Annotated in this window: 25 protein-coding genes; 16 read left to right on the top strand and 9 right to left on the bottom strand. The window is 60.8% G+C overall.

What is annotated here, in order from left to right; all coding sequences use genetic code 11:
* Position 1: 1 nt before the first annotated feature.
* Positions 2 to 1399: a threonine synthase gene (thrC, locus tag ACK8OE_RS05080; RefSeq protein WP_410271669.1), complete on the bottom strand. Its 1398-nt coding sequence runs from the start codon at positions 1397 to 1399 to the stop codon at positions 2 to 4.
* 139 nt (positions 1400 to 1538) lie between these two features.
* Here thrC and proB point away from each other — a divergent pair, with 139 nt between their 5' ends.
* From proB to ACK8OE_RS05025, 11 genes are all read left to right on the top strand, one after another.
* Complete coding sequence (proB, locus tag ACK8OE_RS05075; RefSeq protein WP_410271668.1) at positions 1539 to 2684, top strand: glutamate 5-kinase; 1146 nt, start codon at positions 1539 to 1541, stop codon at positions 2682 to 2684.
* A gap of 3 nt (positions 2685 to 2687) precedes the next feature.
* Positions 2688 to 3137, top strand: a complete 450-nt coding sequence (locus ACK8OE_RS05070; protein WP_410271667.1) for a hypothetical protein — start codon at positions 2688 to 2690, stop codon at positions 3135 to 3137.
* Between the two features lie 23 nt (positions 3138 to 3160).
* A complete protein-coding gene (locus tag ACK8OE_RS05065) occupies positions 3161 to 4426 on the top strand; it encodes a glutamate-5-semialdehyde dehydrogenase (protein ID WP_410271666.1) in 1266 nt (421 codons plus the stop codon).
* Positions 4427 to 4581: 155 nt separating this feature from the next.
* Positions 4582 to 6045, top strand: coding sequence for a sensor histidine kinase (locus tag ACK8OE_RS05060; RefSeq protein WP_410271665.1), 1464 nt, complete (start codon positions 4582 to 4584; stop codon positions 6043 to 6045).
* A 93-nt stretch (positions 6046 to 6138) separates the two neighbouring features.
* Positions 6139 to 6825 carry a phosphate signaling complex protein PhoU gene (gene phoU / locus ACK8OE_RS05055; protein ID WP_410271664.1) on the top strand — a complete coding sequence of 229 codons (687 nt, stop codon included), beginning with the start codon at positions 6139 to 6141 and terminating at the stop codon, positions 6823 to 6825.
* An 18-nt stretch (positions 6826 to 6843) separates the two neighbouring features.
* Positions 6844 to 7539: a phosphate regulon transcriptional regulator PhoB gene (gene phoB / locus ACK8OE_RS05050; RefSeq protein WP_126422343.1), complete on the top strand. Its 696-nt coding sequence runs from the start codon at positions 6844 to 6846 to the stop codon at positions 7537 to 7539.
* Positions 7540 to 7589: 50 nt separating this feature from the next.
* Positions 7590 to 8192 (top strand): hypothetical protein, encoded by a 603-nt coding sequence (locus ACK8OE_RS05045; protein WP_410271663.1) that lies wholly within the window; start codon positions 7590 to 7592, stop codon positions 8190 to 8192.
* Positions 8193 to 8245: 53 nt separating this feature from the next.
* On the top strand, positions 8246 to 9895 hold the full coding sequence (locus ACK8OE_RS05040) for an MDR family MFS transporter (RefSeq protein WP_410271662.1): 1650 nt from the start codon (positions 8246 to 8248) through the stop codon (positions 9893 to 9895).
* A gap of 82 nt (positions 9896 to 9977) precedes the next feature.
* A complete protein-coding gene (trxA, locus tag ACK8OE_RS05035) occupies positions 9978 to 10853 on the top strand; it encodes a thioredoxin (RefSeq protein ID WP_410271661.1) in 876 nt (291 codons plus the stop codon).
* 11 nt (positions 10854 to 10864) lie between these two features.
* Positions 10865 to 11101, top strand: coding sequence for a Trm112 family protein (locus tag ACK8OE_RS05030; RefSeq protein WP_410271660.1), 237 nt, complete (start codon positions 10865 to 10867; stop codon positions 11099 to 11101).
* Between the two features lie 394 nt (positions 11102 to 11495).
* Positions 11496 to 12404, top strand: a complete 909-nt coding sequence (locus tag ACK8OE_RS05025) for a hydrogen peroxide-inducible genes activator (protein WP_290797009.1) — start codon at positions 11496 to 11498, stop codon at positions 12402 to 12404.
* Here the strand turns inward: ACK8OE_RS05025 and ACK8OE_RS05020 are convergent.
* Positions 12401 to 13648, bottom strand: a complete 1248-nt coding sequence (locus tag ACK8OE_RS05020; protein ID WP_410271659.1) for a UbiH/UbiF/VisC/COQ6 family ubiquinone biosynthesis hydroxylase — start codon at positions 13646 to 13648, stop codon at positions 12401 to 12403. The two genes, ACK8OE_RS05025 and ACK8OE_RS05020, sit on opposite strands and share 4 nt — an antisense overlap.
* A gap of 104 nt (positions 13649 to 13752) precedes the next feature.
* Here ACK8OE_RS05020 and ACK8OE_RS05015 point away from each other — a divergent pair, with 104 nt between their 5' ends.
* Positions 13753 to 15171 carry a serine hydrolase domain-containing protein gene (locus ACK8OE_RS05015; RefSeq protein WP_410271658.1) on the top strand — a complete coding sequence of 473 codons (1419 nt, stop codon included), beginning with the start codon at positions 13753 to 13755 and terminating at the stop codon, positions 15169 to 15171.
* A 12-nt stretch (positions 15172 to 15183) separates the two neighbouring features.
* Here ACK8OE_RS05015 and ACK8OE_RS05010 read toward each other — a convergent pair whose 3' ends face one another.
* Together ACK8OE_RS05010 and ACK8OE_RS05005 are read right to left on the bottom strand one after the other, a co-directional pair.
* Complete coding sequence (locus ACK8OE_RS05010) at positions 15184 to 15648, bottom strand: FKBP-type peptidyl-prolyl cis-trans isomerase (RefSeq protein ID WP_410271657.1); 465 nt, start codon at positions 15646 to 15648, stop codon at positions 15184 to 15186.
* Between the two features lie 49 nt (positions 15649 to 15697).
* Positions 15698 to 16900 carry a threonine ammonia-lyase gene (locus ACK8OE_RS05005; RefSeq protein ID WP_410271656.1) on the bottom strand — a complete coding sequence of 401 codons (1203 nt, stop codon included), beginning with the start codon at positions 16898 to 16900 and terminating at the stop codon, positions 15698 to 15700.
* A gap of 241 nt (positions 16901 to 17141) precedes the next feature.
* Between ACK8OE_RS05005 and ACK8OE_RS05000 the strand changes: the two genes are divergently transcribed.
* From ACK8OE_RS05000 to vapC, 3 genes are read left to right on the top strand one after another with little or no spacing between them, the layout of a single operon-like run.
* On the top strand, positions 17142 to 19181 hold the full coding sequence (locus tag ACK8OE_RS05000; RefSeq protein ID WP_410271655.1) for an NAD(+) synthase: 2040 nt from the start codon (positions 17142 to 17144) through the stop codon (positions 19179 to 19181).
* A 51-nt stretch (positions 19182 to 19232) separates the two neighbouring features.
* Entirely contained in the window at positions 19233 to 19454 is a 222-nt protein-coding gene (gene vapB / locus ACK8OE_RS04995; protein ID WP_126422359.1) for a type II toxin-antitoxin system VapB family antitoxin, read from the top strand.
* The gene (gene vapC, locus ACK8OE_RS04990) at positions 19454 to 19858 is read left to right on the top strand and encodes a tRNA(fMet)-specific endonuclease VapC (protein WP_410271654.1); all 405 of its coding nucleotides are present in this window, start codon (positions 19454 to 19456) and stop codon (positions 19856 to 19858) included. The genes vapB and vapC overlap by 1 nt, the downstream gene beginning before the upstream one ends.
* On the opposite strand, the gene ACK8OE_RS04985 is transcribed toward vapC, so the two are convergent.
* Both ACK8OE_RS04985 and ACK8OE_RS04980 read right to left on the bottom strand, forming a co-directional pair.
* Positions 19855 to 20475, bottom strand: a complete 621-nt coding sequence (locus ACK8OE_RS04985) for a carbonic anhydrase (protein WP_126422363.1) — start codon at positions 20473 to 20475, stop codon at positions 19855 to 19857. The two genes, vapC and ACK8OE_RS04985, sit on opposite strands and share 4 nt — an antisense overlap.
* Before the next feature lie 72 nt (positions 20476 to 20547).
* Positions 20548 to 20751, bottom strand: a complete 204-nt coding sequence (locus ACK8OE_RS04980) for a hypothetical protein (protein WP_410271653.1) — start codon at positions 20749 to 20751, stop codon at positions 20548 to 20550.
* On the opposite strand from ACK8OE_RS04980, the gene ACK8OE_RS04975 reads away from it, so the two are divergent.
* Entirely contained in the window at positions 20750 to 21814 is a 1065-nt protein-coding gene (locus ACK8OE_RS04975; protein ID WP_410271652.1) for an NUDIX domain-containing protein, read from the top strand. The genes ACK8OE_RS04980 and ACK8OE_RS04975 overlap by 2 nt on opposite strands.
* A gap of 146 nt (positions 21815 to 21960) precedes the next feature.
* Here the strand turns inward: ACK8OE_RS04975 and ACK8OE_RS04970 are convergent, their stop codons facing one another.
* The 3 genes from ACK8OE_RS04970 to ACK8OE_RS04960 all read right to left on the bottom strand — a co-directional run bounded on the left by ACK8OE_RS04970 (position 21961) and on the right by ACK8OE_RS04960 (position 23924).
* Positions 21961 to 22095: a hypothetical protein gene (locus ACK8OE_RS04970; protein WP_410271651.1), complete on the bottom strand. Its 135-nt coding sequence runs from the start codon at positions 22093 to 22095 to the stop codon at positions 21961 to 21963.
* Positions 22096 to 22314: 219 nt separating this feature from the next.
* Complete coding sequence (locus ACK8OE_RS04965; RefSeq protein ID WP_410271650.1) at positions 22315 to 23637, bottom strand: HipA domain-containing protein; 1323 nt, start codon at positions 23635 to 23637, stop codon at positions 22315 to 22317.
* Entirely contained in the window at positions 23634 to 23924 is a 291-nt protein-coding gene (locus ACK8OE_RS04960) for a helix-turn-helix domain-containing protein (protein ID WP_410271649.1), read from the bottom strand. The genes ACK8OE_RS04965 and ACK8OE_RS04960 overlap by 4 nt, the downstream gene beginning before the upstream one ends.
* Between the last annotated feature and the right edge of the window lie 265 nt (positions 23925 to 24189).

Raw genomic sequence — 24189 nt, 5'->3', positions numbered from 1 at the left:
GCTAATCGATCCACTCGATAAAGGCCTTCACCGTTGTCACTGCGGCGGCGACGTCGGCGGGCATTTCGGTCAGGGTTTCCGTCAGACCATAGAGATCGGTGATGGCGTCAGGGGCCTTGGGCTCAAAGCCCAGCGCCTCGGTCACAAAGGCTGGGAACTTGGCCGCGTGTGCCGTGGACAGAACGATCTGTCCGCCCGTGGCCTCGCCGGTTTCGCGGCGGGTCAGGGCTGCCGAAAGCGCCACGGCGGTGTGCGGGCAGATGACCTGACCCCAGCGCTCATAGGCCTGCTTGATGGTGGCTCTGGTCTGTTCTTCGGAAACGGTCGAGGCTGAAACTTCAGATTTCAGGGCCTCTTGCAGATCGCCGGACAATGCCACTTCACCCGACTGCCCAAAGACATCGAACAGATCGCGCGTCGCGTCCGCGTCACGGCCGGAAGCCTCAAACACCAGACGCTCAAAGTTTGACGGCGCCTGCACGTCCATCGAGACGGAGGCGGTTTCAACCGCCTGACGGCGCACATAGCGACCATTATTGATGGCCTGATTGAGGGCGTCGTTGCGGTTCACGGCGGCGTGCAGATGACCGACATTGCCGCCGATCTGGCGCGCCACCCAACCGGCGAAGGCGTCGCCGAAATTACCGGTCGGCACGACAAATTCCGGCTTGGTCAGGCCAGAATGGGCCGCGGCGGCCAGATAGTAGGGCACCTGCCCCAAGAGGCGGCCCCAGTTGATCGAATTGACCGAAGAGATCAGACCCTGAGCCTTCAAAGACGGCTCAGACAGCAGCGCCTTGACGATCTTCTGGCAGTCGTCGAAATCGCCCTTCACCCCGACATTCAGCACGTTGTCGGCCTGAACCGTCGTCATCTGGAGGCGCTGAACGGGCGAAACGCGGCCCAGCGGATGGAAGACGATCAGTTTGACGTGCTCAGACCCCGCAAAGGCGCGTACGGCGGCCGCGCCCGTATCACCGGAGGTGGCGGTCACCAGGGTGAGCTTTTCGCCGCGTTGCGACAGGGCCGCATCGGTCAGCGGGGCCATCATCTGCATGGCCATGTCTTTGAAAGCGTGGGTCGGGCCGTGGTACAGTTCGAGCAGATAAAGGTCGTCTTCCAGTCGCGTCAGAGGCACGGCCCCATCGCGCAGAAAAGCGTCTTCGGTGCGCTGAGCCGCCGCCTTGACCGCCTGATCACCCAGAACACCGACGCCAAACAGCCTGAGCAGTTTCACCGTCAGGTCGGCATAGCCGCCATTCGAGGCGGCGGACAGGTCGAAATCCGGTGTCGGCCACGCCTGCGGTACATAGAGCCCGCCATCGGGGGCCAGACCGTCGAGCAGAGCGCCCGCAAAGCTGCGTTGATCTTTGAAACCGCGCGTGCCGATATAGTTCATTTTGTTACCATTTCTTAAAAGCATTCAAACCCTTCTTGCTTCGCGAAGGGATTGTCCGCTAATAGGCGCAAGGGTTTCGCCCGCGATAAAACACTCGCGGCGGGCCTATCATTTTCAGACGCCTGAGAAAAGACTTTCCATGACGGTCGCGGCCATAAAATCGGACTTTCCGGCGCATATCGCGCAGGCGAAGCGCGTGACGCTGAAGGTCGGCTCGGCCCTTATCGTCAATCCGCAAACCGGTGCGGCCAACACGCTCTGGATGCGCGGTCTGGCCGAAGACGTGGCGCGGCTGCGTCAGGCCGGGGTGGAGGTGATGATCGTCTCTTCCGGGGCAGGTGCCCTGGGGCGGCGTTATCTGGGGCTCACCACGCGGCAATTGCCGCTAGATCGTAAGCAGGCGGCGGCGGCGGCAGGTCAGCCGATCCTGATGCGCGCCTGGGACGAGGTGTTTTCCGAACACGGCATCAAGGTCGCACAGGTCCTGCTGACGCGCGAGGATACCGAACGTCGCCGGCGCTGGCTCAATGCCCGCGAAACGGCGGACACCCTGCTCAAGCTGGGCGTCGTGCCGATCGTCAATGAGAACGACACGGTGGCGACCGAAGAAATCCGCTATGGCGACAATGACCGGCTGGCGGCGCGGGCGGCCATGCTGGTGCGGTCTGAGGCGCTGGTCCTGCTCTCGGATATTGACGGGCTTTATACCGCCGATCCGCGCAATAATCCCTCAGCGGAACATATCGCTGTGGTCGAAACCATCACGCCGGACATCGAAGCCATGGCCGGGGGAGCCAATGCCGCTGCCGGTGTTGGCACGGGCGGTATGGCGACCAAGATCGCCGCGGCGCGCATCGCCGGGGCGGCGGGCTGTTCGACCACCATCATGAACGGTCAGGCCCTGCGGCCCTTGTCGGCGCTGGGTCAGGGGGCGCGCTACACCCTGTTTGCCGCGCAAGGCTCATCGGGGGCGGCCTATAAGGCGTGGATCGCCGGGACGGTGGTGCCGGCGGGGCAAATCCATATCGACGCCGGAGCCGCCAGAGCACTCGCTTCGGGTAAATCTCTGTTGCCGTCGGGCATCAGTTCGGTCGCAGGCCTGTTTGACAAGGGCGACAGCGTGTCGGTTCTGCACGATGGGCGCGAACTGGCGCGCGGTATCGCGGCCTACAGCTCGGACGACATCGCCGCCATCAAGGGCCGGGCGAGCCGCGACATAGAAGGCGTTTTAGGCTACACGTCGGGGGATGAGGTCATACATCGTGACGATCTGGTGATGGTGTGAGCGATGGACTGGGGGGAACTGTTTGCACGATGGCCTTCGCTCGCTTTCATTTTTAAATGGGGTGGGTGGCTGCTTTTAACGCTGATGCTGGTCTTCATGATCCGGATGAGCTTTGCTCGAAGCCGCAAAGAAAAGCCGCCACATCCGATTGTGATTGTTTCAGCCGAGGAGGGCTTCAAGGTATTAACCGAAGGCTTCGAGAAAGCCACCGTCCGCTGGTCTGATATTGAAGCGGTCACGATGATCAGGACCAATCAAGGGCCTTGGAAAGACGATCTTTTTTACCATATCGTCTATCCGGGTGGTGATCTCACATTGCCCTCGAAAGCGGAAGGCATAGTGCATTGGGTTGGCACGCTCACGGCTTTACCGGGTTTTGATCTCGAAAGTTACGGGCAGGCTTTAAGATCAACGCAGAACGACAGCTTTGCCGTAGTGCTAAAGCGCTCATAGAACTGACAAATACGGGAAACGGCATGGACACCGCTGACAATCTGACCCAACTGATGACCGATCTGGCCGCCAAGGCCAAGGCGGGGGCTGAGGCGCTGCGTCTGGCGGGGCCGCAGGCGCGCACGCAACTGATCCTCAGCGCAGCGAAACACATACGCGCCCAGCGGGACGCTATTCTGAACGCCAATGCGGCCGATGTGGAGGCTGCCTCACAGAAGGGTCTGTCCAGCGCAATGGTCGAGCGTCTGGTACTCAACCCGGATCGCGTAGAGGCTATGGCCAAGGGCCTCGAAGAGGTGGCGGCCCTGCCCGATCCGGTGGGCAAGGAACTGGCGCGCTGGGAGCGCCCGAACGGGCTCGATATTGCTCGCGTGTCCACCCCCATTGGCGTTATCGGCATCATCTATGAATCGCGCCCGAACGTGACCGCCGATGCGGCGGCCCTGTGTATCCGCTCCTCCAACGGGGCCATCCTGCGCACCGGGTCCGAAGCGCTGAACTCGGCCAAAGCCATCTTCGTCGCCTTTGAACAGGCCTTTGCCGAGGCCGATCTGCCCGCCGCCGTGCAACTGGTGCCGACGGCGGATCGGGACGCTGTGGGCCTGTTGCTGGGCGGTCTGAATGAGGCGGTCAATCTGATCATCCCGCGCGGCGGCAAATCACTGGTCGCGCGGGTACAGGCCGAAGCGCGCGTGCCGGTTCTGGCCCACCTCGAAGGGCTGAACCACACCTATGTCCACGCCGAGGCCGATGCAGACAAGGCTGTCTCTATCGTTCTGAATGCCAAGATGCGCCGCGTTTCGGTGTGTGGGGCGACTGAAACCCTGCTGATCGACAAGGCGGTGGCCGAAACCCTGTTGCCGCGTATCGCTCTGGCCCTGATCGAAAAAGGCTGCGAACTGCGCGGTGACGAAGCGGCGCGCGCCATCCAACCGATGACGGCGGCCACCGAGGACGACTGGCGCACAGAATATCTCGACAAGATACTGGCCGTGCGAGTGGTCAATGGCTTGAGCGAAGCGGTCGCGCATATCCGCACCTATGGCACCGAGCACACCGAGGCCATCATCACCGAAGACCCGGAAGCCGCCGAAGCCTTCCTCAATGAAGTTGATTCCGCCATCGTCATCTGGAACGCTTCGACGCAGTTTGCCGATGGGGGGGAATTCGGACTGGGGGCGGAAATCGGCATCGCTACCGGCCGGATGCACGCGCGCGGTCCCGTGGGGGCCGAGCAACTGACCACCTTCAAATACGTGGTGCGCGGCAGCGGGCAGACCCGGCCCTAAAACCATCCGGCTTTTTAACCAGCCTGTCACGCCTCTGTCTTCAAATCAGCTTAGGTCCTGCCCATAAAAAACCGGGGTGGAGACCTTTGATGGATAACAGGTTGTTAACGCACGCCGGGGTCTTATGGGCGCCGCAATATCAGGAGCCGACATATATGGCGGCGCAACCCCGCAAGCGCATCTTTCTGCCTCTGGTTCTGGGCCTTCTGGTCCTGATCACGCTTGCCCTGATGTCACCGGGCGCGCAGTGGCTGGTGTGGGTGGCGGTGGGCATTCTGGCCGTGAGCCTGCTGGTCACCTATAGCGAATTGCAACGCCACAAAAACGCCGTCGTGCCCGATGTGGTGCCGGTTCCGGAGCGCGTGCGCGTGCAACCGGAAGGCCCGAGCTTTCAGGAGGTGCTGCGCGCCATTCCTGATCCGGTGATGATCGTGTCGGGCATTGAGCCCAATGATATCGCCGGCCGCTGGATCGTCTTTGCCAATACGGCGGCCGTCGAAGCCTTCGGTATCGCCAAGGAGGGTGGTCTGCTCGTCTCCTCTCTGCGTTATCCCGAAGTGCTGGAGGCCGTCGATGAAGCCCTGTTCGGCAATATCGAACGCGACACGGTCTTTGAAACCTCCGGCGCTCAGGACAAGTTCTGGCGTGCCTGGACTTCGCCCCTGCCGGTCACCGAAGGCGGGCTGCGCCGTCTGGCCCTGCTGGTTATCCGCGACGAGACCGATATCCGCCGCATCGAGCGGATGCGCGCCGACTTCCTCGCCAATGCTTCGCATGAATTGCGCACGCCACTGGCGTCCCTGACCGGATTTATCGAAACCCTGCGCGGTCACGCCAAGGATGATCTGAAGGCGCGGGACAAGTTCCTGAACATCATGGCGTCGCAGGCCGACCGCATGGGGCGCCTGATACAGGACCTTCTGTCTCTTAGCCGCATCGAAATGAACGAACACGTACCGCCGTCCGGGGAAGCGGACATTTCGTTGTGCGCCCGTGACGTGATGGACAGCCTCAGCATTCTGGCGCAGGAAAAGGGCGTCTCTCTTTCCCTCAGCGGGCCGCCACCGGGCCAGTACTTCCTGACCGCCGACCGCGATCAGGTGTTGCAGGTCGTGCAAAACCTTTCGGATAATGCGTTGAAATACGCTCCGGCCGGTTCGACCATAGACATCGAAATTTTCAATGACTGCACCCTCGAAGAGGCCTTTGGCGCACGTGATCCGGCGGCGGCCAAGCTGGTGCTGCTCAGACCCGATCAGCGCGGGGGCTGGTACACGGTGGTGCGCGTCACCGACCGCGGGCCGGGGATTCGTCGCGAGTTTTTGCCGCGACTGGCCGAACGCTTCTACCGCGTAGAGGGCCAGAAGTCGGGCGACCGTCTGGGCACGGGGCTGGGTCTGGCCATCGTCAAGCACATTATCAATCGCCACCGCGGGGCGCTTGGGGTCGAATCCGTCGCCAAACCCTCGGCTCTGGCGGATAAGGACCTTCTGCCCTATGGCGGGCTCGATGTCGCCCCCACCGGACCGGTTGAGACCTATACCAGCTTCACCGCCTGCTTCCCTCAGCCCGGCCGCTATAAGGAAAGCCCGACGGTTGGGTTTGTGAACGCGCGCTAAGCGAAAAATGACAGTTTTGCCGCTGTGAGCGGCATGGTGTAATAAGCTTGTCACAAATTCAACATATGGGCTTTCGCTAAGGAACCTTACGTCATGAACAATCACATCGTCAGAACCTACGGCGAAGAACTCGACCAGCTCAGCGCAGAAGTGATGCTGATGGGCGGGCTTGCCGAAGCGCAGGTCGCTGACGCGGTCGAAGCCGTGGCGCGCCGTGATGTGGCCTTGGCGCAGAGCGTCATTGAACGGGACCGTAAGCTCGACGAGCTGGAGCGTGATGTCGAACGCAAGTGCATCCGTCTAATCGCCCTGCGTCAGCCCATGGCGGCAGACCTGCGCAAGACGGTGGCGGCGATGAAGATTGCCACCTCGCTGGAGCGCACGGGTGATCTGGCCAAAAACATCGCCAAGCGCTCGCTGGTGATTGCCGAGGCCGAACCGATGTCGCCGCTGACGCGCTCGATTGAACGCATGGGCAAGCTGGTGTCGTCGCGCCTGCGCGATGTGCTGGATGCCTACAAGGCCGCCAAGCTCGACATGGCCATGGCTGTGTGGTCGTCGGACACCGAGGTGGATGAGCACTATAACGCGCTGTTCCGCGAGCTTCTGACCTACATGATGGGTGATCCGCGCACCATTTCGGCCTGCACCCATATTCTCTTCATGGCCAAGAATCTGGAGCGGATCGGCGATCACGCGACCAATATGGCCGAACACATCCATTACGAAATCACGGGCGAAGACTATGTCGATGATCGCCCGAAAATGTCCACCCTATAGGGGCCATCAGGAACTGTCATGAGCGTAAAACCCTACATCATTATCGCCGAAGACGAAGACGCCCTGTCCACGCTTCTGCAATATAACCTCGAAAAAGAGGGCTATGAAGTAGGGGTTGCCATTGATGGTGACGAAGCCCTCATGATGATCAATGAGCGTCAGCCGGACCTTTTGGTCTGCGACTGGATGATGCCGAAGGTGTCGGGGATTGAAGTGACGCGCCGCCTGCGCGCCCAGACCGAGACACGCAACCTGCCCATCGTCATGCTCACGGCGCGCTCGGAAGAAACCGACCGCATCCGGGGCCTCGATACGGGTGCCGATGACTATGTGATCAAGCCGTTTTCGATGGTCGAACTGGTGGCGCGCATCCGCGCCGTCCTGCGTCGCATCCGTCCGGGTCTGTCGGAAGACCGGGTCATCTTCGGCGAAATCGTTATCGACCGTCTGTCGCACCGCGTGCAGCGTTCGGGCCGCGACGTGCATCTGGGGCCGACGGAATATAAGCTGCTCGACTATCTGATGCAGCACCCCAAGCGCGTCTTCAGCCGCGAACAGCTGCTCGATGCCGTGTGGGGCAACGACGTCTATGTCGAAGCCCGCACGGTCGATGTGCATATCGGTCGTTTGCGCAAGGCGCTCAATGCCGATACCGACTATGATCCGATCCGCACCGTGCGTTCCGCCGGTTATTCGCTGGATATGCAGGGCTGATTAACCACGTTTGGTCGCGGTTCCTTCACCGATCCATGTTATGAAAAAGCATGGATGCACGAAGCCCCGATGAGCCGGAAGAGATGATCCGCCTCGGTGGACCTATGCCGGTCTTTATCCGCTTGATGCTGACAGGCGTTGGCCTTTTTGCCTGTGTGATGGTGGTGCTTGAGCTGGGGCGGGGTCTTTGGCCTCTGTCGGTGCTTACCCTGTTCTTCGGTTTCATTATAGCCGGTGGTCTCTCGGTCGGGCTGGCCTTTGTGGTGTTTGGCGCGCTGTCTCCGGATGAACAGTGGGAGATCCGGCCGGGGTGTTTCACCCTGACCGTGACGCGCGGGCGGCACCGCTTGCAGCGGCACTTTACCCCCGATGACTTTGAGAACCTGACGGTGGTGCGCAACGACAGCGGCGACGGCCCCGATACCTGGCATCTGTTGGCGCGGATACGACTCGATAGCCCGAACCTGATCCTGCCTCAGCAGGAGCCCGTCTTTGCCGGGCTACGCTGGCTTGAGCTTTTTTCGGCACCCCTGAAAGGGCCGCACGCCCGGCCTGTCTTTCACGACCGCCTGCGCTCTCCCGCTCTGACCACAGAGGCCGCGGCGCAGAAGGCGCTGGCGTGCTTCCTGAGTGAATCGAAACGATTGCAGTAGCGCGATCGCTCTGACTGCCGGTATGGTGTGTGGAACGCACATCAGAGGGCTGCATGGATACGCCGCAAACCTTTTCGCCTGCCGAGCGCCGGGTCACGGTCATTGCGCTGATGATCGTCTTTCTGCTGTCGGCGCTTGATCAGACCATCGTCTCCACGGCCATGCCGCGCATCGTGGCGCATTTGTCCGGGCTCGATCTCTACGCCTGGGTGACGACGGCCTATCTTCTGGCCTCGACCGTCATGGTGCCGATCTATGGCAAGCTGTCGGACATCTATGGTCGCAAACCGATCCTGGTCATCGGCGTCGTGATTTTCATTATTGGGTCGGGCCTGTGCGGTATGGCCGGAGAGTTTGGCGACCTGCCTCTGCTGGGCGGCGGTATGGTGCAACTGATCGTCTTTCGGGCCATTCAGGGGCTTGGGGGTGCCGCGCTGATGACCTCGGCCTTTGCGGTGATCGCTGACCTCTACCCGCCGCGCGAACGTGCCAAGCTGGGCGGGTTGTTCGGCGCGACCTTCGGGATTGCCAGCGTGGTAGGCCCGCTGATCGGCGGCTTCTTTACCGATATGGGCACGGTCCACCTGTTCGGTCTGCCCATAGCGGGCTGGCGCTGGGTCTTCTATATCAACCTGCCGCTGGCCGGGCTGGCCCTGTTCATGATTCTGGTCAAGACGCCCAAGCTGCTGCATCGCACGGGGGGCAAGATCGACTTTGCCGGTGCCATTCTGTTGCTGGCGACCTTTCTTCCCTTCCTGTTGGGCCTAAGTCTGGGCGGAACGGATGGCTGGACCTCGCCGCTGGTGCTGGGCCTGTTTATCGGTGCGGCGGTTGCCCTGATCGCCTTTCTGGTCGTTGAAGCCAGGGTCGAAAACCCCATCCTGTCCCTGTCCTTGTTCCGTAACCGCACCTTCGCCAGCGCCAATCTGGCCTCGGTGCTGATCTTCATGGCCTTTATGGGTCTGGTCTCCTTCCTGCCGCTGCTGATGCAACTGGCGCTGGGGCTGTCGGCCACGACTTCGGGACTGGCGCTTATGCCGCTGACCGTAGGCCTGATTGCCTCGGCCACCCTGTCCGGTCTTCTGGTGCACCGGTTCGGCAAGTATCGCCTGATCATGCTGGGTGGGGCGGCCCTGACGGCTCTTGGGGCCCTGTGTCTCGCAACGCTTCCCAACACGGCCGGCGTGTGGGACGTGGTGTGGCGTGTCGCCCTGATCGGGATTGATCTGGGGCCGGCACAAAGCCTGTTCAATCTGGCGGTTCAGAACGCCGTCGAACGACGCGAGCTGGGTGTGGCGACCAGCGCCGGTCAGTTCTTCCGTCAGATTGGTTCGACCATCGGGGTGGCGGTCTTCGGTGCGGTCCTGACCCACAATCTGATGGTCATGGCCCCGAAGGCCAACGCGGCGCATGAGCAGGTCCTGTCTCTGGCGGAACTGGAACGCATGGCGCTGGCCAGTCAGACAGAAACGTCTGTTCAAGGGACGGGCGGCCGGGCACCGCTAGATCCGGTGGTGCGCGATACGATCTCGGATGCCATCAAAGGCGTGATGTTTGCAGGCTTTCTGGTGTCGATTCTGGGGCTTTTGGCCACCGCCCTGATCCCGGAACTGCCGCTCAAAGCCTTCCGCGATCCGGAGCCCTTGGGCGAAGCGCCGGGTGAGCCACCCAGAGAGCTTTCACGAGAACCGACCCCGGAATAATTCGGGCGCGATGCCTTGCGCCGATTGCCTTCGCTTCCCATCCTGAGTAGGAAGACGATACAGAAAAAAGGTTGAGCAGATCATGGCCTTAAGCCCCCACATTATCGACGGTTCCGACGCCACCTTTGTGACCGACGTGCTCGAAGCCTCGCAGACCGTGCCGGTCATCGTCGATTTCTGGGCGACGTGGTGCGGGCCGTGCCGGCAACTGGGCCCGGCACTGGAAAAGGTCGTCACTGAGGCCAATGGCAAGGTGAAGCTGGTCAAGATCGACGTGGACAAGAACCCGGTCATTGCCGGTCAGTTGCGCGTGCAGTCCATTCCGACCGTCTATGCCTTTGTGGGCGGGCGGCCCGTTGATGGCTTTATGGGTGCCAAGCCGGAATCGGAGCTGAAGGCCTTTATCGAAAAGCTGGGCGTCGGTGGTGATGATGGTGCACCGTCGATTGACGACGCGCTGGCGCTGGCGGCGCAATCGCTGGAGCAGGGGGATCTGGGCGGCGCGATGGAGGCCTATTCCTTCGTGCTGGATCAGGACCCGCAAAATCTGAAGGCTATCGCCGGTGTGGCGAAGATGTATATGAAGGTCGGACAGCCGGAACAGGCCAGGGCGGTGCTCGATCAGGCTCCGGCGGATGCGAAAGATGCCGATATTCAGGGCCTGCGTGCAGCGCTCGAACTGGCTGATGGTGCGCCGACGGAACTGGACGGGTTGCGCGCGCGTCTGGCCGCCGACCCCGCTGAACACGCGGCGCGCTACGATCTGGCGCGCGGTCTGGCGGGGCAGGGCGAACTGCCCGCGGCGATTGATGAGCTTCTGTTTATCATCAAGGCCGAACCCGACTGGGAAAACCAGAAGGCGCGCGAGTACCTGTTCAAGATTTTCGCGGCTGCGGGGCAGATGTCCGACATCACCAAGGCCGGGCGTCGCAAGCTGTCGTCACTGCTGTTCAGCTAAGAGGGAAGCGCATGTCTGAAATTGAAATCGAAACCCCGGCCAGCGACTCGCCCGTTCCCGACACCTCGGAAATCGACCCGCGCTTGCTCGAAGCGCTGGTCTGTCCGGTGACGCGGCGTCCTCTGACCTACGACAAGGTCGCGCAGGAACTGCTGTCGCCAACCGCTGGGCTGGCCTTCCCGATCCGTTCCGGCGTGCCGATTATGCTGGTCGATCAGGCCCGCCGTTTCGAGCCACAGAAAGTTTGATTTTAGGCCTGACTTTCTGTTTCTTGATAGGAAAGATTTGTGGGGCAGACGTGTCTGTCTCCCTCAACGGGCGCGCCAGAAGCGGCTCTGCTGGCGGTTCGGCATAATCCAACAGGGACTGTGATTGCTGCTCGAAGCGGTCTGACATCGACGCCTCCTTTCAATCTAGAGCGGAATGATTTCAAATAGAATCATTCCGCTCAAGCCGCCATTGAGGCGGCGGCCAAAGTGGCGCAAGCCACCGCCCGGCGAGGGGCAAAACAAAAATCTAGATCATTATGATCTAGGCGACCCTGACACCCGTGAGCTAAGTTTTCACTATGCCATCAGGTCTATTGCATAAGGCCGATGTCGGAAATTTGCGATTTAAATAAAAATTGCTTATATAGTCGGCATGTTACCGACCCTGCGCCAGCTCCAGTACCTTAAGCTGCTCAATGAGCACAAAAGTTTCGTCGCCGCCGCCGAAGCCGCCTTTGTGTCGCAACCGGCCCTGTCTTCCGGCATTGCCGAGCTTGAAAAAGCACTGGGGGTGCGCCTGATCGACCGCTCGCGCGGGCAGGTCATCATGACCGCCATCGGTGAAGATGTGCTGCGTCGGGCTGAGGACATACTGGCGCGCACTGAAGATCTGGTGGAGGCCGCCAAGGGGGCCAATCGGCCGCTGGCCGGGCGGTTCCGTCTGGGGGTCATTCCCACCATCGCGCCGTTTTTACTGCCGCAGGCCCTTTTGAAGCTGAGGCAGGAGTTTCCGCAGTTACGGCTGTTCCTGCGCGAAGATCAGACCTCGCGCCTGATCGCCTCGCTGAAAAGTGGCAGTCTCGATGCGGCGGTGATTGCCCTGCCGTATGACCTGAGTGGGCTCGACCATGCCTTTATCTGCAAGGACGAGATACTGGCGGTCATGCCGAAGGACCATCCCCTGTCGCAGCAAACTGAGGTCGAGCCTGAGGCGCTGAAGTCGGCCGAGCTGATCCTGCTCGAAGACGGGCACTGCCTGCGCGATCACGCGCTTGCGGCCTGCCAATGGAATGCGCCGGGCGCCAGCGACGTCAATCAGGCCCTCAATGGCGGTTTTGCGGCCACCTCGCTCAATACGCTGGTGCAGATGGTCGATGCGGGACTGGGCGTCTCGCTCCTGCCCGAAATGGCGGTGGAGTCCGGACTGGTCGAACGCTCGTCTGTGGCCATCCGCCATCTGCGCTCCGACCACGCCTATCGCGATATTGTGGTGATCTGGCGCGCCGGGTCTTCGCGCTCTGCGGAAGCGCGCCTGCTGGCCGGTGTGATCGGGAAAACCTAAACCAATTCGCCGCGCAACAACTTCGGCAGGTCGCCGGTCGCGCCACCGGCATCTTCCATAAAGAAGCGTCGCGCCGGAGCGATATTGTTGACGATACCCATGCCCAGATCGCGCAGCGGCCGCACCAGCGGATTGTTGTTCGAGAACAGATGCACAAAGGCGTCCATGATCATCGAGGTTGAGACGTTTTCAAAACGCCGCCATTGGGCGTAGCGTTCCAGCACCAATTCCGAACCCAAGTCTTCGCCCAGCCGCGCCGCTTCAATCACGACCTCGGCAAAGGCGGCGGCGTCCTTGAGGCCCAAATTGAGCCCCTGACCGGCAATAGGGTGGATGCCGTGCGCCGCATCGCCCAGAAGCGCGATACGCCCGCGATACATGTGCTCGGCCAGCGCCATCGACAGCGGGTAGATGAATTTCGGGCCGGTCAGTTCGACCTCACCCAGAAAATCACCGAAGCGCTGCATCAGGTGGGCGTGGAACAGCTCGGGGCGTACGTCCAATAGCGCCTTGGCCTTGGCATGGCTTTCCGACCAGACGAGGCAGGCGCGATTATCGGTTAGCGGCAGTATGGCGAAGGGGCCTGACGACAGGAAATACTCGTAGGCCACGTGGTTATGCGGGTATTGCATCTTCACCGTCGCCACAACGGCGCTTTGGCCATAGTCGCGGCGGATGGTGCGGATGCCCGCATGTTCGCGCAGGCCTGATTTACGCCCTTCGGCCGCCACGGCGACGGGGGCGGACAGGGTCTCACCCGTGCTGAGGGTCAGGTGGATGCGGGTGGCGGTTTCCTCGATCGCCGTAACGTTGGCGGGGCAGATCACGCGGATACCGGCCTTTTGCACGGCCTCGTACAAGACCGCCCGGATGTGGCGGTTTTCCAGCATATAGCCCAGAGGCTCGTTGCCCGAACGATCGGAGATTTCTCCGGCATTGAAATGCAGAAAGAAGGGCGACGGTCGCTGCGTCGAAGCCCCCGGCAGGTGGGCGTCGGTGACCATAATCTCGTCCATGCGGCAGGCCAGGGGTTCCAGCGCGTCACCGACGCCCAGGGCCTGCCATTGGCGGAAACACGAATAGGCGATGGCCGAAGCCCTACCGTCAAAGCTCGGTTCTACCTGCTCGGACAGGGGTTGCCGCTCGACCAGTACCGGTTTCAGGCCGCCTTTGGCCAGAGCCAGAGCCGCGGTCATACCGGCCATACCGGCCCCAACGATGATAAGATCAGCCTGCGTGTTCATGGTCTCAGTCTAGCCTTTGTCAAAGGGGGCTGCATTACAATTATTTCAGTAGCGACCCCATGCCGCAATTCTTTATGGTTGGTACGCATAGGGGAGGATTTCCGATGATGACACGCCGGCAGATGCAATCGCTGATGACCGCTTTTGGCCTGATGGCGGGAACGCGCGCACTGGCGGCCGACAACCCGTTCCTTGGGCGTTGGACGGGCGTGCTTGCGGCAGGGGCGGTACGCCTGACCCTGCGGCTGGAAATCGACGCCAAGGGGGTGACCTTGTTCAGTGTCGATCAGGGCAATGCGCGCATCCCGGCTTCCCGCGTCGCCATTGAGGGCGAGCGGATCAAACTGGCCTTTGCCGCGATCAAGGCGACCTTCGAAGGGGCGCTGACGGATGAGCGCCATATCGACGGCACCTTTACGCAGGGCGCCCCCCTGCCGCTGCGCTTCACGCGCGGCGAGGTGGCCGAAGCGACGCCAGAGCCCGCCTATCCGCCGCTGATGCGCGAACTGCTCAACGACAAGCGGCTGGCGGCCTATACGCCCGGCATGGCGGCCGCGTGGTCACGTGGCACACAAAGCGAAATCTTCGCCGCCGGGGCGCGCTCCAGCGAAGACGAGATCGCCGTGCAGATGGAAGACCAATGGCATTGGGGCTCGATCACCAAGTCGATGACGGCGACCCTGTGTGCCCGTCTGGTCGATGCCGGTGCGATTAAATGGACGACCAAAGTAGGCGAAGTGCTGGATGAGCGCGGCAGCCCCGTTCCAGCGGCCTATCGTGAGGCCACCCTGCTGCATCTGCTGAGCCACCGTGCAGGGCTTCAGCCCAATCTCGACGGCATCAACATGGTCTTTTATAGCCGTGATCCGCTGCCTGACCCGCGCGCGGAGCGGCGCAAATGGGCGCTGGCGGCCTTGAAGCAAAAGCCGGTTGGCCCGGTGGGCGCGCAAAACGTCTATGCCAATAATGGCTATATCATTGCGGGTGCCATGCTGGAGCAACTGAGCGGCAAAAGCTGGGAAACTCTTATCCAGACAGAGCTGTTCACGCCTCTGGGCCTCACCAACGCCGGGTTCGGCGCGCCGGGGCGTCCGGGTCAGGTGGATCAGCCTCTGGGCCACGCCGTCAATGGTCATAAGCGCAAACCCATGCCGGTCGGGCCGGGCCTGCCCACCGACAATCCTGTAGCGCTTGGGCCGGCGGGACGAGTGCATATGTCGATGGCGGATATGCTGCTCTATCTGCGTGCCCACCGGGATCGTCCGGTGAGCCTGCTGAAAGGCGAAAGCTGGGACGCGCTGCACACACCGCACTTTGGCGACAATTACGCGCTGGGTTGGGTGGTGCGTCCGGACGGCGCGCTCTGGCACAATGGGTCGAACACGATGTGGTACGGCGAGGTGCTGGTCGATGCGAAGACAGGCACGGTCGCTGCGGCCTGCGCCAACGACGCCGCGCCGGACACCATGACCGCCGTAGGCTCGGTCCTGATGTCGGCGCGCGCGGCGGCGAAGCCAGTTTAAGGTTGGCAATCTTTAAGGCTGAATACCGATCAGTTGAATCTTGAAGACCAGCACGCTGTTGGGTGGGATGGGGCCGGCCCCGGTTTCGCCGTAAGCGAGTTGGGCGGGAACATAGAGTTCCCAGGTTTCGCCCGTCTTCATCTGAGGTACGGCGATCTTCCACGCTTCGACCAGACCATCGAGCGGCATGGCCGCCGGTACACCCCGGTCATAGCTGGAATCAAACACGGTGCCGTCGATCAGGCGGCCTTCATAATGAATTTTCACCGTGTCGCGCACGGTGGGCTTGGGCGCATTGGGATCGGTCGTCGGAGTGATGACCTTATACAGCAGCCCCTTGGGCAGCTTCTGCACGCCAGGTTCCTTGGCCTTTTCCGCCAGGAAGGTTTCGCCCGCCTTTATATTGGCCTCTGCCGCCGCTTCGGCGGCCGGATCGCTGCGGTTACAGGCCGTAAGCGAGATGGCTGAAGCCAGCATCAAAGAAAGACAGACCGGTCTTATCCAGTTCGAAACCATTGCGTATCCTCTATTCCATTCTCAGCGCATAGCCCGTTGCGCGCAGGCCATCGGCGATCTCATGGGCGTGGCGCGCGTCCTGCGTTTCCACCAGTATGTCAAACTCAGCACCCTTGGCGGGCACGTCGAGCACCAGACGATTGTGCGCCACATCGACGATGTTACCGCCCTTGCGCGAAATCACATCCGCCATCAGCGACAACATGCCCGGCCGATCGTCGCCCAGAATGCGGTAGGTGACCAGCCGCTTTTCGCGCACCAGCTCGCGTTGCAGCACCGAGGCCAGCAGGCGCATGTCGATATTGCCGCCGCACAGGATCAGGCCGACCTTTTGCCCCTCGAACTTTTCCGGATAGCGCATGACGGCGGCCAGACCCGCGGCACCGGCCCCTTCGGCCACGGTCTTTTCGACATTGACGAAGGCGGCGATGGCGCGCTCAAAATCGGCCTCATCAATCACCAGCACATCATCGACCAGCGGATTGGCGACGGCGAAGCTCAGTTCGCCGACTTCGCGCACGGCAATGCCTTCGGCGATGGTCGAACCGCCCGTCGGCATGTTCAGGCCGCGCCGCCTGGCCGCGAAGGAGGGGTACATGGCCGCTTCGACGCCGATGATCTTGATCCAGGGTTTCAGCGCCTTGGCCGCCGTCGCCATACCGGCAATCAGCCCGCCGCCGCCGATGGGCACCAGCAGCACGTCGAGGTCCGGCACGGCCTCCAGCATTTCGATGGCCAGCGTCCCCTGTCCGGCCATCACCTCGTAATCGTTGAACGGGTGCACATAGACGGCGCTGGCGTCCCGACACAGGGTCTGAGCATGGGCCGAGGCATCGTCATAGGTCGCGCCTTCGATAACCACACGCGCCCCGTAGCCTTGAGTCTTCTGTACTTTCACAAAGGGGGTGCCGTGCGGCATGACGATGGTGGCGGGGATACCGAGCCGCTGAGCGTGATAGGCAATGCCCTGAGCGTGATTGCCAGCCGAGGCGGCATAGACGCCGCGCGCGCGTTCATCCGCGCTGAGCGTCGCCAGCTTGTTCAGCGCGCCGCGCTCCTTGAAGGCCGAGGTATATTGCTGGTTCTCGTACTTGATCCACAACTGGGTGCGCGTCAGCGCGCTCAGCTTCTGCGAAAAGGCGCAGGGGGTTTCGACGATGTGACCCTTTAACCGGCTGGCGGCGGCTTGGATCGTTTCCAGATTGAGGCTCATGACGGACACACACGATGACAGGTGTGTTCCCATATCAGACCCATCCCCCGGAACCCAAGTCAAAAAGGAACCAAAGGGTCGTGAATGTCATAATAAATTTCAGATGAAACTATTATTTCAAATCTGGAGATCGCCAGTGTCGCTTATTATCGAATTTACGCGCATTTGCTGAAATGAGGTGTGTCAGTTTTTCCAAAAAGCGCCTATATCGGCTCATAGGCGTTCGTCACGTTAGGTAGAAATGGCAAATTCCAGCAAAAACTTTTATTCGCCCGCTTCGCATGGCTTTGTCCGGATCGCCTGTGCAACGCCCAATGTGCACATTGCCGACCCCAGGGCGAATATGTCCGAGCACGTGCAACTGGCGCACAAGGCCGATGAAGCCGGGGCGGACGTCGTCCTGTTTCCCGAATTAAGCCTGACCGGCTACACGCTTGAGGACCTCTTCCTGCAACAGACGCTTCAGGCGGGGGCGAAGGCGGCTCTGGAGGCCCTGATTGTCGCCTCGCAAGACTGGCGGGCCGTTGTCGTCTGTGGGGTACCGCTGTGGATCGAAGGCGCGCTGTATAATTGCGCGGCGGTGATTCAGGGAGGCGCTCTGCTGGGGCTGGTGCCCAAGACCTTTCTGCCCAACTATCGCGAGTTTTATGAGAAGCGCTGGTTCGCCAGCGGTCACGCGCTGAATACCCAACTCGAAATCGGTGGGGTGCCGGTGCCGGTGACAAGCCATCAGGTGTTTCAGGCGCGCGGGGATGCGGGCTTTACGCTGGGCGTTGAAATCTGCGAGGATATGTGGTCGCCGGACACGCCTTCGACGCGGTTGGCGTTGGCCGGGGCGACCGTGATCGTCAATCTGTCAGCCTCGCCCGTGACGGTGGGTAAGTCGCGGGTGCGCAAGCGTATTTGCGAGGCGACATCGGAGCGCCTGATGTGCGCCTATGCCTTCAGCGCGTCCGGGCCGGGGGAATCGACGACCGACCTCGCCTGGGATGGGCAATCGCTGGTTTATGAACTGGGGACGCTGCTGGCCGAAGGGGAGCGCTTCGCCAGCGATACCCTGACACTCGCCGATGTCGATGTGGAGCGCATTGCACAGGAGCGCCTGCGCACGGCGACCTTCGCCGATGCGCGCCGGTTCAGCGCGACGGAAACGGTACAAACCTGTCTGTTCGATCATAAGCCGCATAGCCTGACCGATTTTTATCGCACGGTAGACCGCTTTCCTTACGTGCCCAATGACCGCGACCGTCTTGACGAAGACTGTTTTGAGGCCTTCAATATACAGGTGCACGGTCTGATGCGTCGCATTGAGAGCACGCAATCGGAAAGCGTCGTCATCGGCGTGTCGGGCGGGCTCGATTCCACCCATGCCCTGATCGTGGCATGCAAGGCCTTTGACCGTCTGGGGCGGTCTCGCTCGCAGATCCGCGGCTACACCATGCCGGGCTTCGGCACGACCTCAGGCTCGAAATCCGACGCGCATAAGCTGATGCGCGCCTTAGGCGTCACGGCGGAAGAAATCGACATTCGACCGGCCTCAAAACGTATGCTGATGGATATTGGCCACCCCTATGGTCAGGGTGAGCTTGTCTATGATGTGGTGTTTGAGAATGTACAAGCAGGGCTGCGTACCGACTTTCTGTTCCGGCTTGCCGGTCAACATCGCGGCTTTGTCGTCGGCACGGGGGATTTGTCCGAGCTGGCGCTCGGCTGGTGCACCTATGGTGTGGGCGACCATATGAGCCACTACAATGTCAATTGCGGCGCGCCCAAGACCCTGATCCAGCACCTGATCCGCTGGGCGGCGCGCACCGAGTTCGATGCCAAGGCCGCGCGTGTGCTGCGCTCGGTGCTGGAGCGTGAGATTTCGCCGGAACTGGTGCCGGTACAGAACGGTCAGGCTCAGCGCACCGAAGACAAGGTCGGCCCCTATCCGCTACAGGATTTTACGCTCTACTATCTGACGCGCTATGGCCTGAAGCCCTCCAAGATCGCTTTTCTCCAGTATCAGGCGTGGAAGGATGGGGCCGCCGGCGACTGGCCACCCGACTATCCGCAAGCCGACCGCCGCGCCTATGCCATCGCCGATATCCGCAAGTGGATGGAGGTCTTCCTGTTCCGCTTTTTCACGATTTCACAGTTCAAGCGCTCGGCCGTGCCCAATGGTCCGAAACTGATCTCCGGCGGGGCGCTCAGCCCGCGGGGCGACTGGCGCGCCCCGTCGGATTCGACAGCGACCGTGTGGCTGGAGGAATTGCGGGCGAACGTGCCCTCCGAATAGTTTGCATCGAACGCACTTTGTATATATAATGCGTATATCCAAGAGGCCGTTATGACCCAGACCACGCTGTTCCAGTCCAACCGCACACAGGCCGTCCGTTTGCCGAAGGATGTCGCCTTTCCGGAGGGCGTTCGCGAAGTCACCATCCTGCGTGAAGGCCAGCGTCGGATTATCGTACCCGCCAATGCCGTCTGGGACGATTTCTTTGCGGCGAAAGGCATAGAGTTGTCGGAACGCGAGCAGCCATCGCTTCAAACGCGCGAAAGCTTTTGATGCTACGTTATATGCTCGATACCAATCTGTGTATCCGCGTGCTGCGTGATCGGCCCGCGGCCTTGCGCGAGCGTTTCAATGCCGAAGCCGCGGGCATGTGTCTCTCGACCATCGTTCTGAACGAGCTTTTGTATGGGGCGGCGAAATCTGCCCGTCCGCTGGACCATCGTCAGGCGGTGGAAAATTTCGCCAGCCGCCTCGACGTCCTGCCGTTTGATGCCGCTGCCGCTGATCATGCCGCAGATATCCGTGCGGTTCTGGAACGGCAGGGGCGCATGATCGGCGGGTATGATGTGCTGATCGCCGGTCACGCCCGCAGTCGCGGCCTGATCGTGGTCACGGGCAATCTGGGTGAGTTTCGCCGGGTTGACGGACTGCGCTGTGAAGACTGGCTCGCGGATTAGATTCCGAACAGGCGCTCGCGTTCGGCCAGATTGCGCACCGAGATATTCATATCGGTGACCAGACCATTTGCGATGGAATAGACCCAGCCGTGGATGGACAGGGGCTGGCCTTCGCGCCAGGCATGGAGGATGATCGGGTTGGTGGCGACATTGCGCACCTGAGCGATCACGTTCAGCTCGCACAGACGATCGACGCGCGATTCCTGATTATCGCAGGCCTCCAGCTCATGCCGGTGCTCGTGAGCGACGTCGCGGATCGGGGACAGCCAGTGGTCGATCAGGCCGTGATCGGTGGACTCGATTGCTGCCCGCACCCCGCCGCAGCCATAGTGACCGACGACCAGAACGTGTTTGATTTTCAGAACATTGACCGCGTATTGCAGGACGCTGAGATAGTTGGCGTCCTGTTGCGGGGCCAGATTGGCGACATTGCGGTGCACGAACAGTTCGCCAGGGTCGAGATCGACGATTTCATTGGCCGGCACGCGCGAGTCGGAACAGCCGATCCACAGATATTCAGGATGCTGCTGACGCACCAGACGCGAGAAGAAGTCCGGATCGACGCGGGTTTTTTCACGCGACCAGCGGCGGTTATTCTCGATCAGGTTCTCAACCATGCCAGCCTCTTTCATATGATTTCGGGCGGCTTAAACGGCAGTTGTGCCGTTGGGTCAATACTTTTTATTTTTTCAGCCCTGGCCGACAAATGGGGCAACGAACAGCCAGATGGCTTTCAGCCCGGCATCAAGCTTCTGACCCGCCCCGGCAAAGGAACCGGTGTAGAAATAAAGGATAAGGACCAGAGCCCCCATCAGGCCCAGAACGGTCTCCAACGCGGCAACCAGCCATTTCAGCGGCTCGATACGTGTCGTTGCCTTATAGGTGTCCTGCATGTCACGCCTCCCCGCCCGAATGGTTAATACCATTAATCAGGGAAAGGAAACTGACAAGCCCTTTTGTGGCGGCTATGGTCGTGCCAACGCAGAGGCAGACATGACGAAAAGCGCATCTTTACGACTGGCCGTGGGGCGGTTTCATCCGCTGACAGATGATCATGTGCGGGCGCTTGAAGACTGGCGCGGTCACGGCAATCTGATCGTCGTTGTCGTTGGCGCCAACATGCCGCGTTCCAGCCGCTATCCGTTTACGGCGGAAGAACAGGTGGCCATGTTGCAATCAGCAGGGTTTGAAGCCGTGGCCATCGAAGACGCGCTGTTGCCGGCAGAGCGGGTGGCGCAATTGGCGGCTATAGCCGAAAACGCACCTCTCCTGTCTTTCGATGCGGGTTACGGCGATGAATTGCAGGGTCTTTGGGCGAGTGAATTAACTCTTGCCGATCCTGAAATGTCACAGAAGACAGCGGTCCAGCGGGCCGCCTGGCTGAACGGAGACACCTTCATCGATGTCGGTGGGGCGGTGCGTCGGATGATGGACGGGGCTCTCGATGCGGACACGCAACGCGTGTTGGCTGAGGAACATGCCTATATCGAAGCCTATCGCCAAAGCTGGGCCGTCGCCCCCTATCCGCCGGTGCATGTGACGGTCGATGCGCTGATCCGCAAAGATGATCGTGTCCTTCTGATAAAACGCGGCGGATTGCCGGGCCGCGGACAGTGGGCTTTACCGGGTGGCTTCCTCGATCCACGCGAGACCATATTTGCGGCGGCCCTGCGCGAATTGAGGGAAGAGACGGGTCTGTCTTTGTCAGAAAGACAAGCTCTTCAATACCTAAAAGGCCAACGCGTCTTCGACCAACCGGAACGTAGCGCGCGGGGCCGCACCATCAGCCATGTGTTTTATTTTGATCTCAGTGGCCTGGATTTGCCCGCGCTCGAAGCCGGAGATGATGCGGCGGCACTGAAATGGACCGGCGTGGACTGCGCTTTGAAAATGCGCGCGCACATGTTCGAGGACCATTATCTGATGCTGCACCATTTCCTCTCCACAGACGCCTGAGGTCTTGGAAATTTTCAAATGATGCCAATCGTGTACCGGTTTTGGCAAACGAGGTGAGGAGTATAGACGCCCACAAAAATGTGCTTCCGCCAACTGGAAGAAATGCCTGCGACCCGAATCCTGAGACAGGCCGTAGATGTCTCTACTTAGTCCTTCTTCTCCGCGCCGTCTTCCTTTACCAGGGTGACGACCAGCGGGTTTGGAACAAGGTCCGGCACATAGCCGTTGCTTCCATCGACGGCGGCACCGATTGTGCTACCGACGAGCACGTTACCAGCCATGCCTGCCCACCTGCTCCCGAGACCTTATTTTTGACCTTCCCCGCCCAGGTCTGAACACCGGCTTTCGTGATGGTCACCGCAAACTCAGACTTGCGCGGCATCTTCAGGCTGCACGGCCTTCAGTCACAGAAGTAGCCATTCGAAGTTGAAGTGGTCCCGGAAAATCGGACAAGGTGCTAAGCTTGTGTCGTTCTCTGTAAAGGACGAGCTTCCGGCCTTTTACACCATCTTCGATGGCCGGAGTCTGCCAGAGATGCGCAGAGCGTTCTCTTCAATTTCGCGGGCCGCCTGTTCAACATAGCCGCTTGTGTGTCCCGAGAGGGCGGAGACCGTCTTTTCCGTGGCCACCCTATGCGCGACGAGGCGGTCTACGAGTTCCGTGACTCTCGCACGGACGTCGGCTGGGCGGTAGCCGACACTTTCAGCAATCCTGTCCCAGTGGCGTGCGTCGATATCCCCGGGCTTGCGCTTCTTCCCTGCGAGGTTTTGCGCGAAATACTGCACCACGTTCGGCCAGGGCAGCACGGTCGAGACATCATAAAGAGGGGCGAGACGTGGAGCGGCGCCGACCGGCAGAAGCAGCGAATAGTTCTTGGCGTGGGCGTCGGTGTTCGCGATCAGAATGTTAAAAATCACGTAGTCGAGCAGCGATAGAGCGTCGGCAGCCGACAGATGCCGACCGGTTGTTAAAAGGCTCGCCAGATTGGGTCCCGCGACTGTGCCGCGTTCGTATTTTTTGCCAGGCGGGACACCGTTAGCCTGGGCGAAATCCTCTTGATGTACCCTCTGCAATCCGTTGCGACCGATCCTTCGATCATAGCGCAACACGCAAATCGCATTGCGGCGCCCGACCGAAAGAATCGACGCTTGCGCAGATGTCAGACCAATAGCCCGCGCCAGATGCAAGCAGTAGGTTTCGTTTTCGACAATGCCAGGGAGGTTCGGATTGTCCGGCTTCAGGATGACAGTCGAGGGCGCGCCGTTGCGCGGTATGGCGAGGACATCGCCGTCCGTTGGCAGCCGCAATACGGGCTCACCGCGTGAATTGAGAACCGCGAGCGCCGACTTCTTCTGCCCTCCCGCCAGCGAGAGCCTTACGCCGTCCTCCCCTGCGAGAAACGGACGTCTCTGCAGATCGTCAAAGTGTCGGTCGAGGGCGACCACTGGATCATCCACTCCATAGAACGCGGTGAGGGGCGTGTACGTCCACGCTGCGCGCTCCGACGGGGCGCCGAAGGAGAGTGCGCCCGCTGTATCGCCGCCAATCTCCTGTAGCAAAGCCAGCGTGTCCGCCTGATCGAGACCAAGGGTTAGCGTCAGAAGACGCAGTTGTTCCTCCTCCGGCAGAAGGTTAGCGAGCCAGGGCGAGATGACTTCGGGCGGGTAATGCGTCCTTGCGAGAGGAAGCGTCGTCGAAAGGGGAAACGCGCCATTCGTCGCGAGCCATTTTTCTGAGTAGACGAAGGTTAGTGCGCCGTCCGGCGCAACGACGACGTCACCGACATGGAGGGCGTCGAACCAGACAGCGACTTGGGAAGTCACGTGTAGTCTCCTAGATCATACCCCTCACCGTTCTCCGATCGAACAACGGCCGCATCCGCGGATGGGTCTTCGAGCAGATCGCTTATGGAGACACGTAAAGCGCTGGCGATGCGAAACAGACTGCTGATCCGTAAATCTCGTTTTCCGGTTTCGATGAGCGAAAGGGCAGACGCGCTAAAACCGCTGAGACGGGCCAGCTCATTTAGATTCAGGTCGTGCGCATCGCGGAGGGCGCGAATTCGGCGGCCGATCTGGGCGGGCGGGCTGTCATCTTGATCTGAGGTCATGGGGGCGCACCAAAAATTACTGTATTCGCTAAATTGGAATGGATGGGCCCGCTAAGCAATTCAAATTTATTGAAAACGATAAATTTACACCATGAGCGGCCGAATTGGCTACGATTTTATCTTAAACGATAACCATTTTCATACATATCCCTTGCTGTTTGCTCATCCTGTCGCCGTCGCGCGCCATAGCGCCAATCTGCATCTGCCCCATGATGTTACATGTTTGAAGGGCTGTTAGGCATTGAATTAGCGGCTCTGAAGGGGA

This window comes from Asticcacaulis sp. W401b (genome assembly GCF_046503825.1).
In the GTDB taxonomy this organism is placed as follows: domain Bacteria; phylum Pseudomonadota; class Alphaproteobacteria; order Caulobacterales; family Caulobacteraceae; genus Asticcacaulis.
Note: the sequence above shows the minus strand (reverse complement) of the source record. Positions and strands in the feature narration are given on the sequence as shown.

Bases quoted from the DNA above. Each gene is read 5' to 3' on its own strand.
- thrC (WP_410271669.1), bottom strand. From the start codon at position 1,399: ATGAACTATATCGGCACGCGCGGTTTCAAAGATCAACGCAGCTTTGCG.
- proB (WP_410271668.1), top strand. From the start codon at position 1,539: ATGACGGTCGCGGCCATAAAATCGGACTTTCCGGCGCATATCGCGCAG.
- ACK8OE_RS05070 (WP_410271667.1), top strand. From the start codon at position 2,688: ATGGACTGGGGGGAACTGTTTGCACGATGGCCTTCGCTCGCTTTCATT.
- ACK8OE_RS05065 (WP_410271666.1), top strand. From the start codon at position 3,161: ATGGACACCGCTGACAATCTGACCCAACTGATGACCGATCTGGCCGCC.
- ACK8OE_RS05060 (WP_410271665.1), top strand. From the start codon at position 4,582: ATGGCGGCGCAACCCCGCAAGCGCATCTTTCTGCCTCTGGTTCTGGGC.
- phoU (WP_410271664.1), top strand. From the start codon at position 6,139: ATGAACAATCACATCGTCAGAACCTACGGCGAAGAACTCGACCAGCTC.
- phoB (WP_126422343.1), top strand. From the start codon at position 6,844: ATGAGCGTAAAACCCTACATCATTATCGCCGAAGACGAAGACGCCCTG.
- ACK8OE_RS05045 (WP_410271663.1), top strand. From the start codon at position 7,590: ATGGATGCACGAAGCCCCGATGAGCCGGAAGAGATGATCCGCCTCGGT.
- ACK8OE_RS05040 (WP_410271662.1), top strand. From the start codon at position 8,246: ATGGATACGCCGCAAACCTTTTCGCCTGCCGAGCGCCGGGTCACGGTC.
- trxA (WP_410271661.1), top strand. From the start codon at position 9,978: ATGGCCTTAAGCCCCCACATTATCGACGGTTCCGACGCCACCTTTGTG.
- ACK8OE_RS05030 (WP_410271660.1), top strand. From the start codon at position 10,865: ATGTCTGAAATTGAAATCGAAACCCCGGCCAGCGACTCGCCCGTTCCC.
- ACK8OE_RS05025 (WP_290797009.1), top strand. From the start codon at position 11,496: ATGTTACCGACCCTGCGCCAGCTCCAGTACCTTAAGCTGCTCAATGAG.
- ACK8OE_RS05020 (WP_410271659.1), bottom strand. From the start codon at position 13,648: ATGAACACGCAGGCTGATCTTATCATCGTTGGGGCCGGTATGGCCGGT.
- ACK8OE_RS05015 (WP_410271658.1), top strand. From the start codon at position 13,753: ATGATGACACGCCGGCAGATGCAATCGCTGATGACCGCTTTTGGCCTG.
- ACK8OE_RS05010 (WP_410271657.1), bottom strand. From the start codon at position 15,648: ATGCTGGCTTCAGCCATCTCGCTTACGGCCTGTAACCGCAGCGATCCG.
- ACK8OE_RS05005 (WP_410271656.1), bottom strand. From the start codon at position 16,900: ATGAGCCTCAATCTGGAAACGATCCAAGCCGCCGCCAGCCGGTTAAAG.
- ACK8OE_RS05000 (WP_410271655.1), top strand. From the start codon at position 17,142: ATGGCAAATTCCAGCAAAAACTTTTATTCGCCCGCTTCGCATGGCTTT.
- vapB (WP_126422359.1), top strand. From the start codon at position 19,233: ATGACCCAGACCACGCTGTTCCAGTCCAACCGCACACAGGCCGTCCGT.
- vapC (WP_410271654.1), top strand. From the start codon at position 19,454: ATGCTACGTTATATGCTCGATACCAATCTGTGTATCCGCGTGCTGCGT.
- ACK8OE_RS04985 (WP_126422363.1), bottom strand. From the start codon at position 20,475: ATGGTTGAGAACCTGATCGAGAATAACCGCCGCTGGTCGCGTGAAAAA.
- ACK8OE_RS04975 (WP_410271652.1), top strand. From the start codon at position 20,750: ATGTCACGCCTCCCCGCCCGAATGGTTAATACCATTAATCAGGGAAAG.
- ACK8OE_RS04980 (WP_410271653.1), bottom strand. From the start codon at position 20,751: ATGCAGGACACCTATAAGGCAACGACACGTATCGAGCCGCTGAAATGG.
- ACK8OE_RS04970 (WP_410271651.1), bottom strand. From the start codon at position 22,095: ATGGCTGGTAACGTGCTCGTCGGTAGCACAATCGGTGCCGCCGTCGAT.
- ACK8OE_RS04960 (WP_410271649.1), bottom strand. From the start codon at position 23,924: ATGACCTCAGATCAAGATGACAGCCCGCCCGCCCAGATCGGCCGCCGA.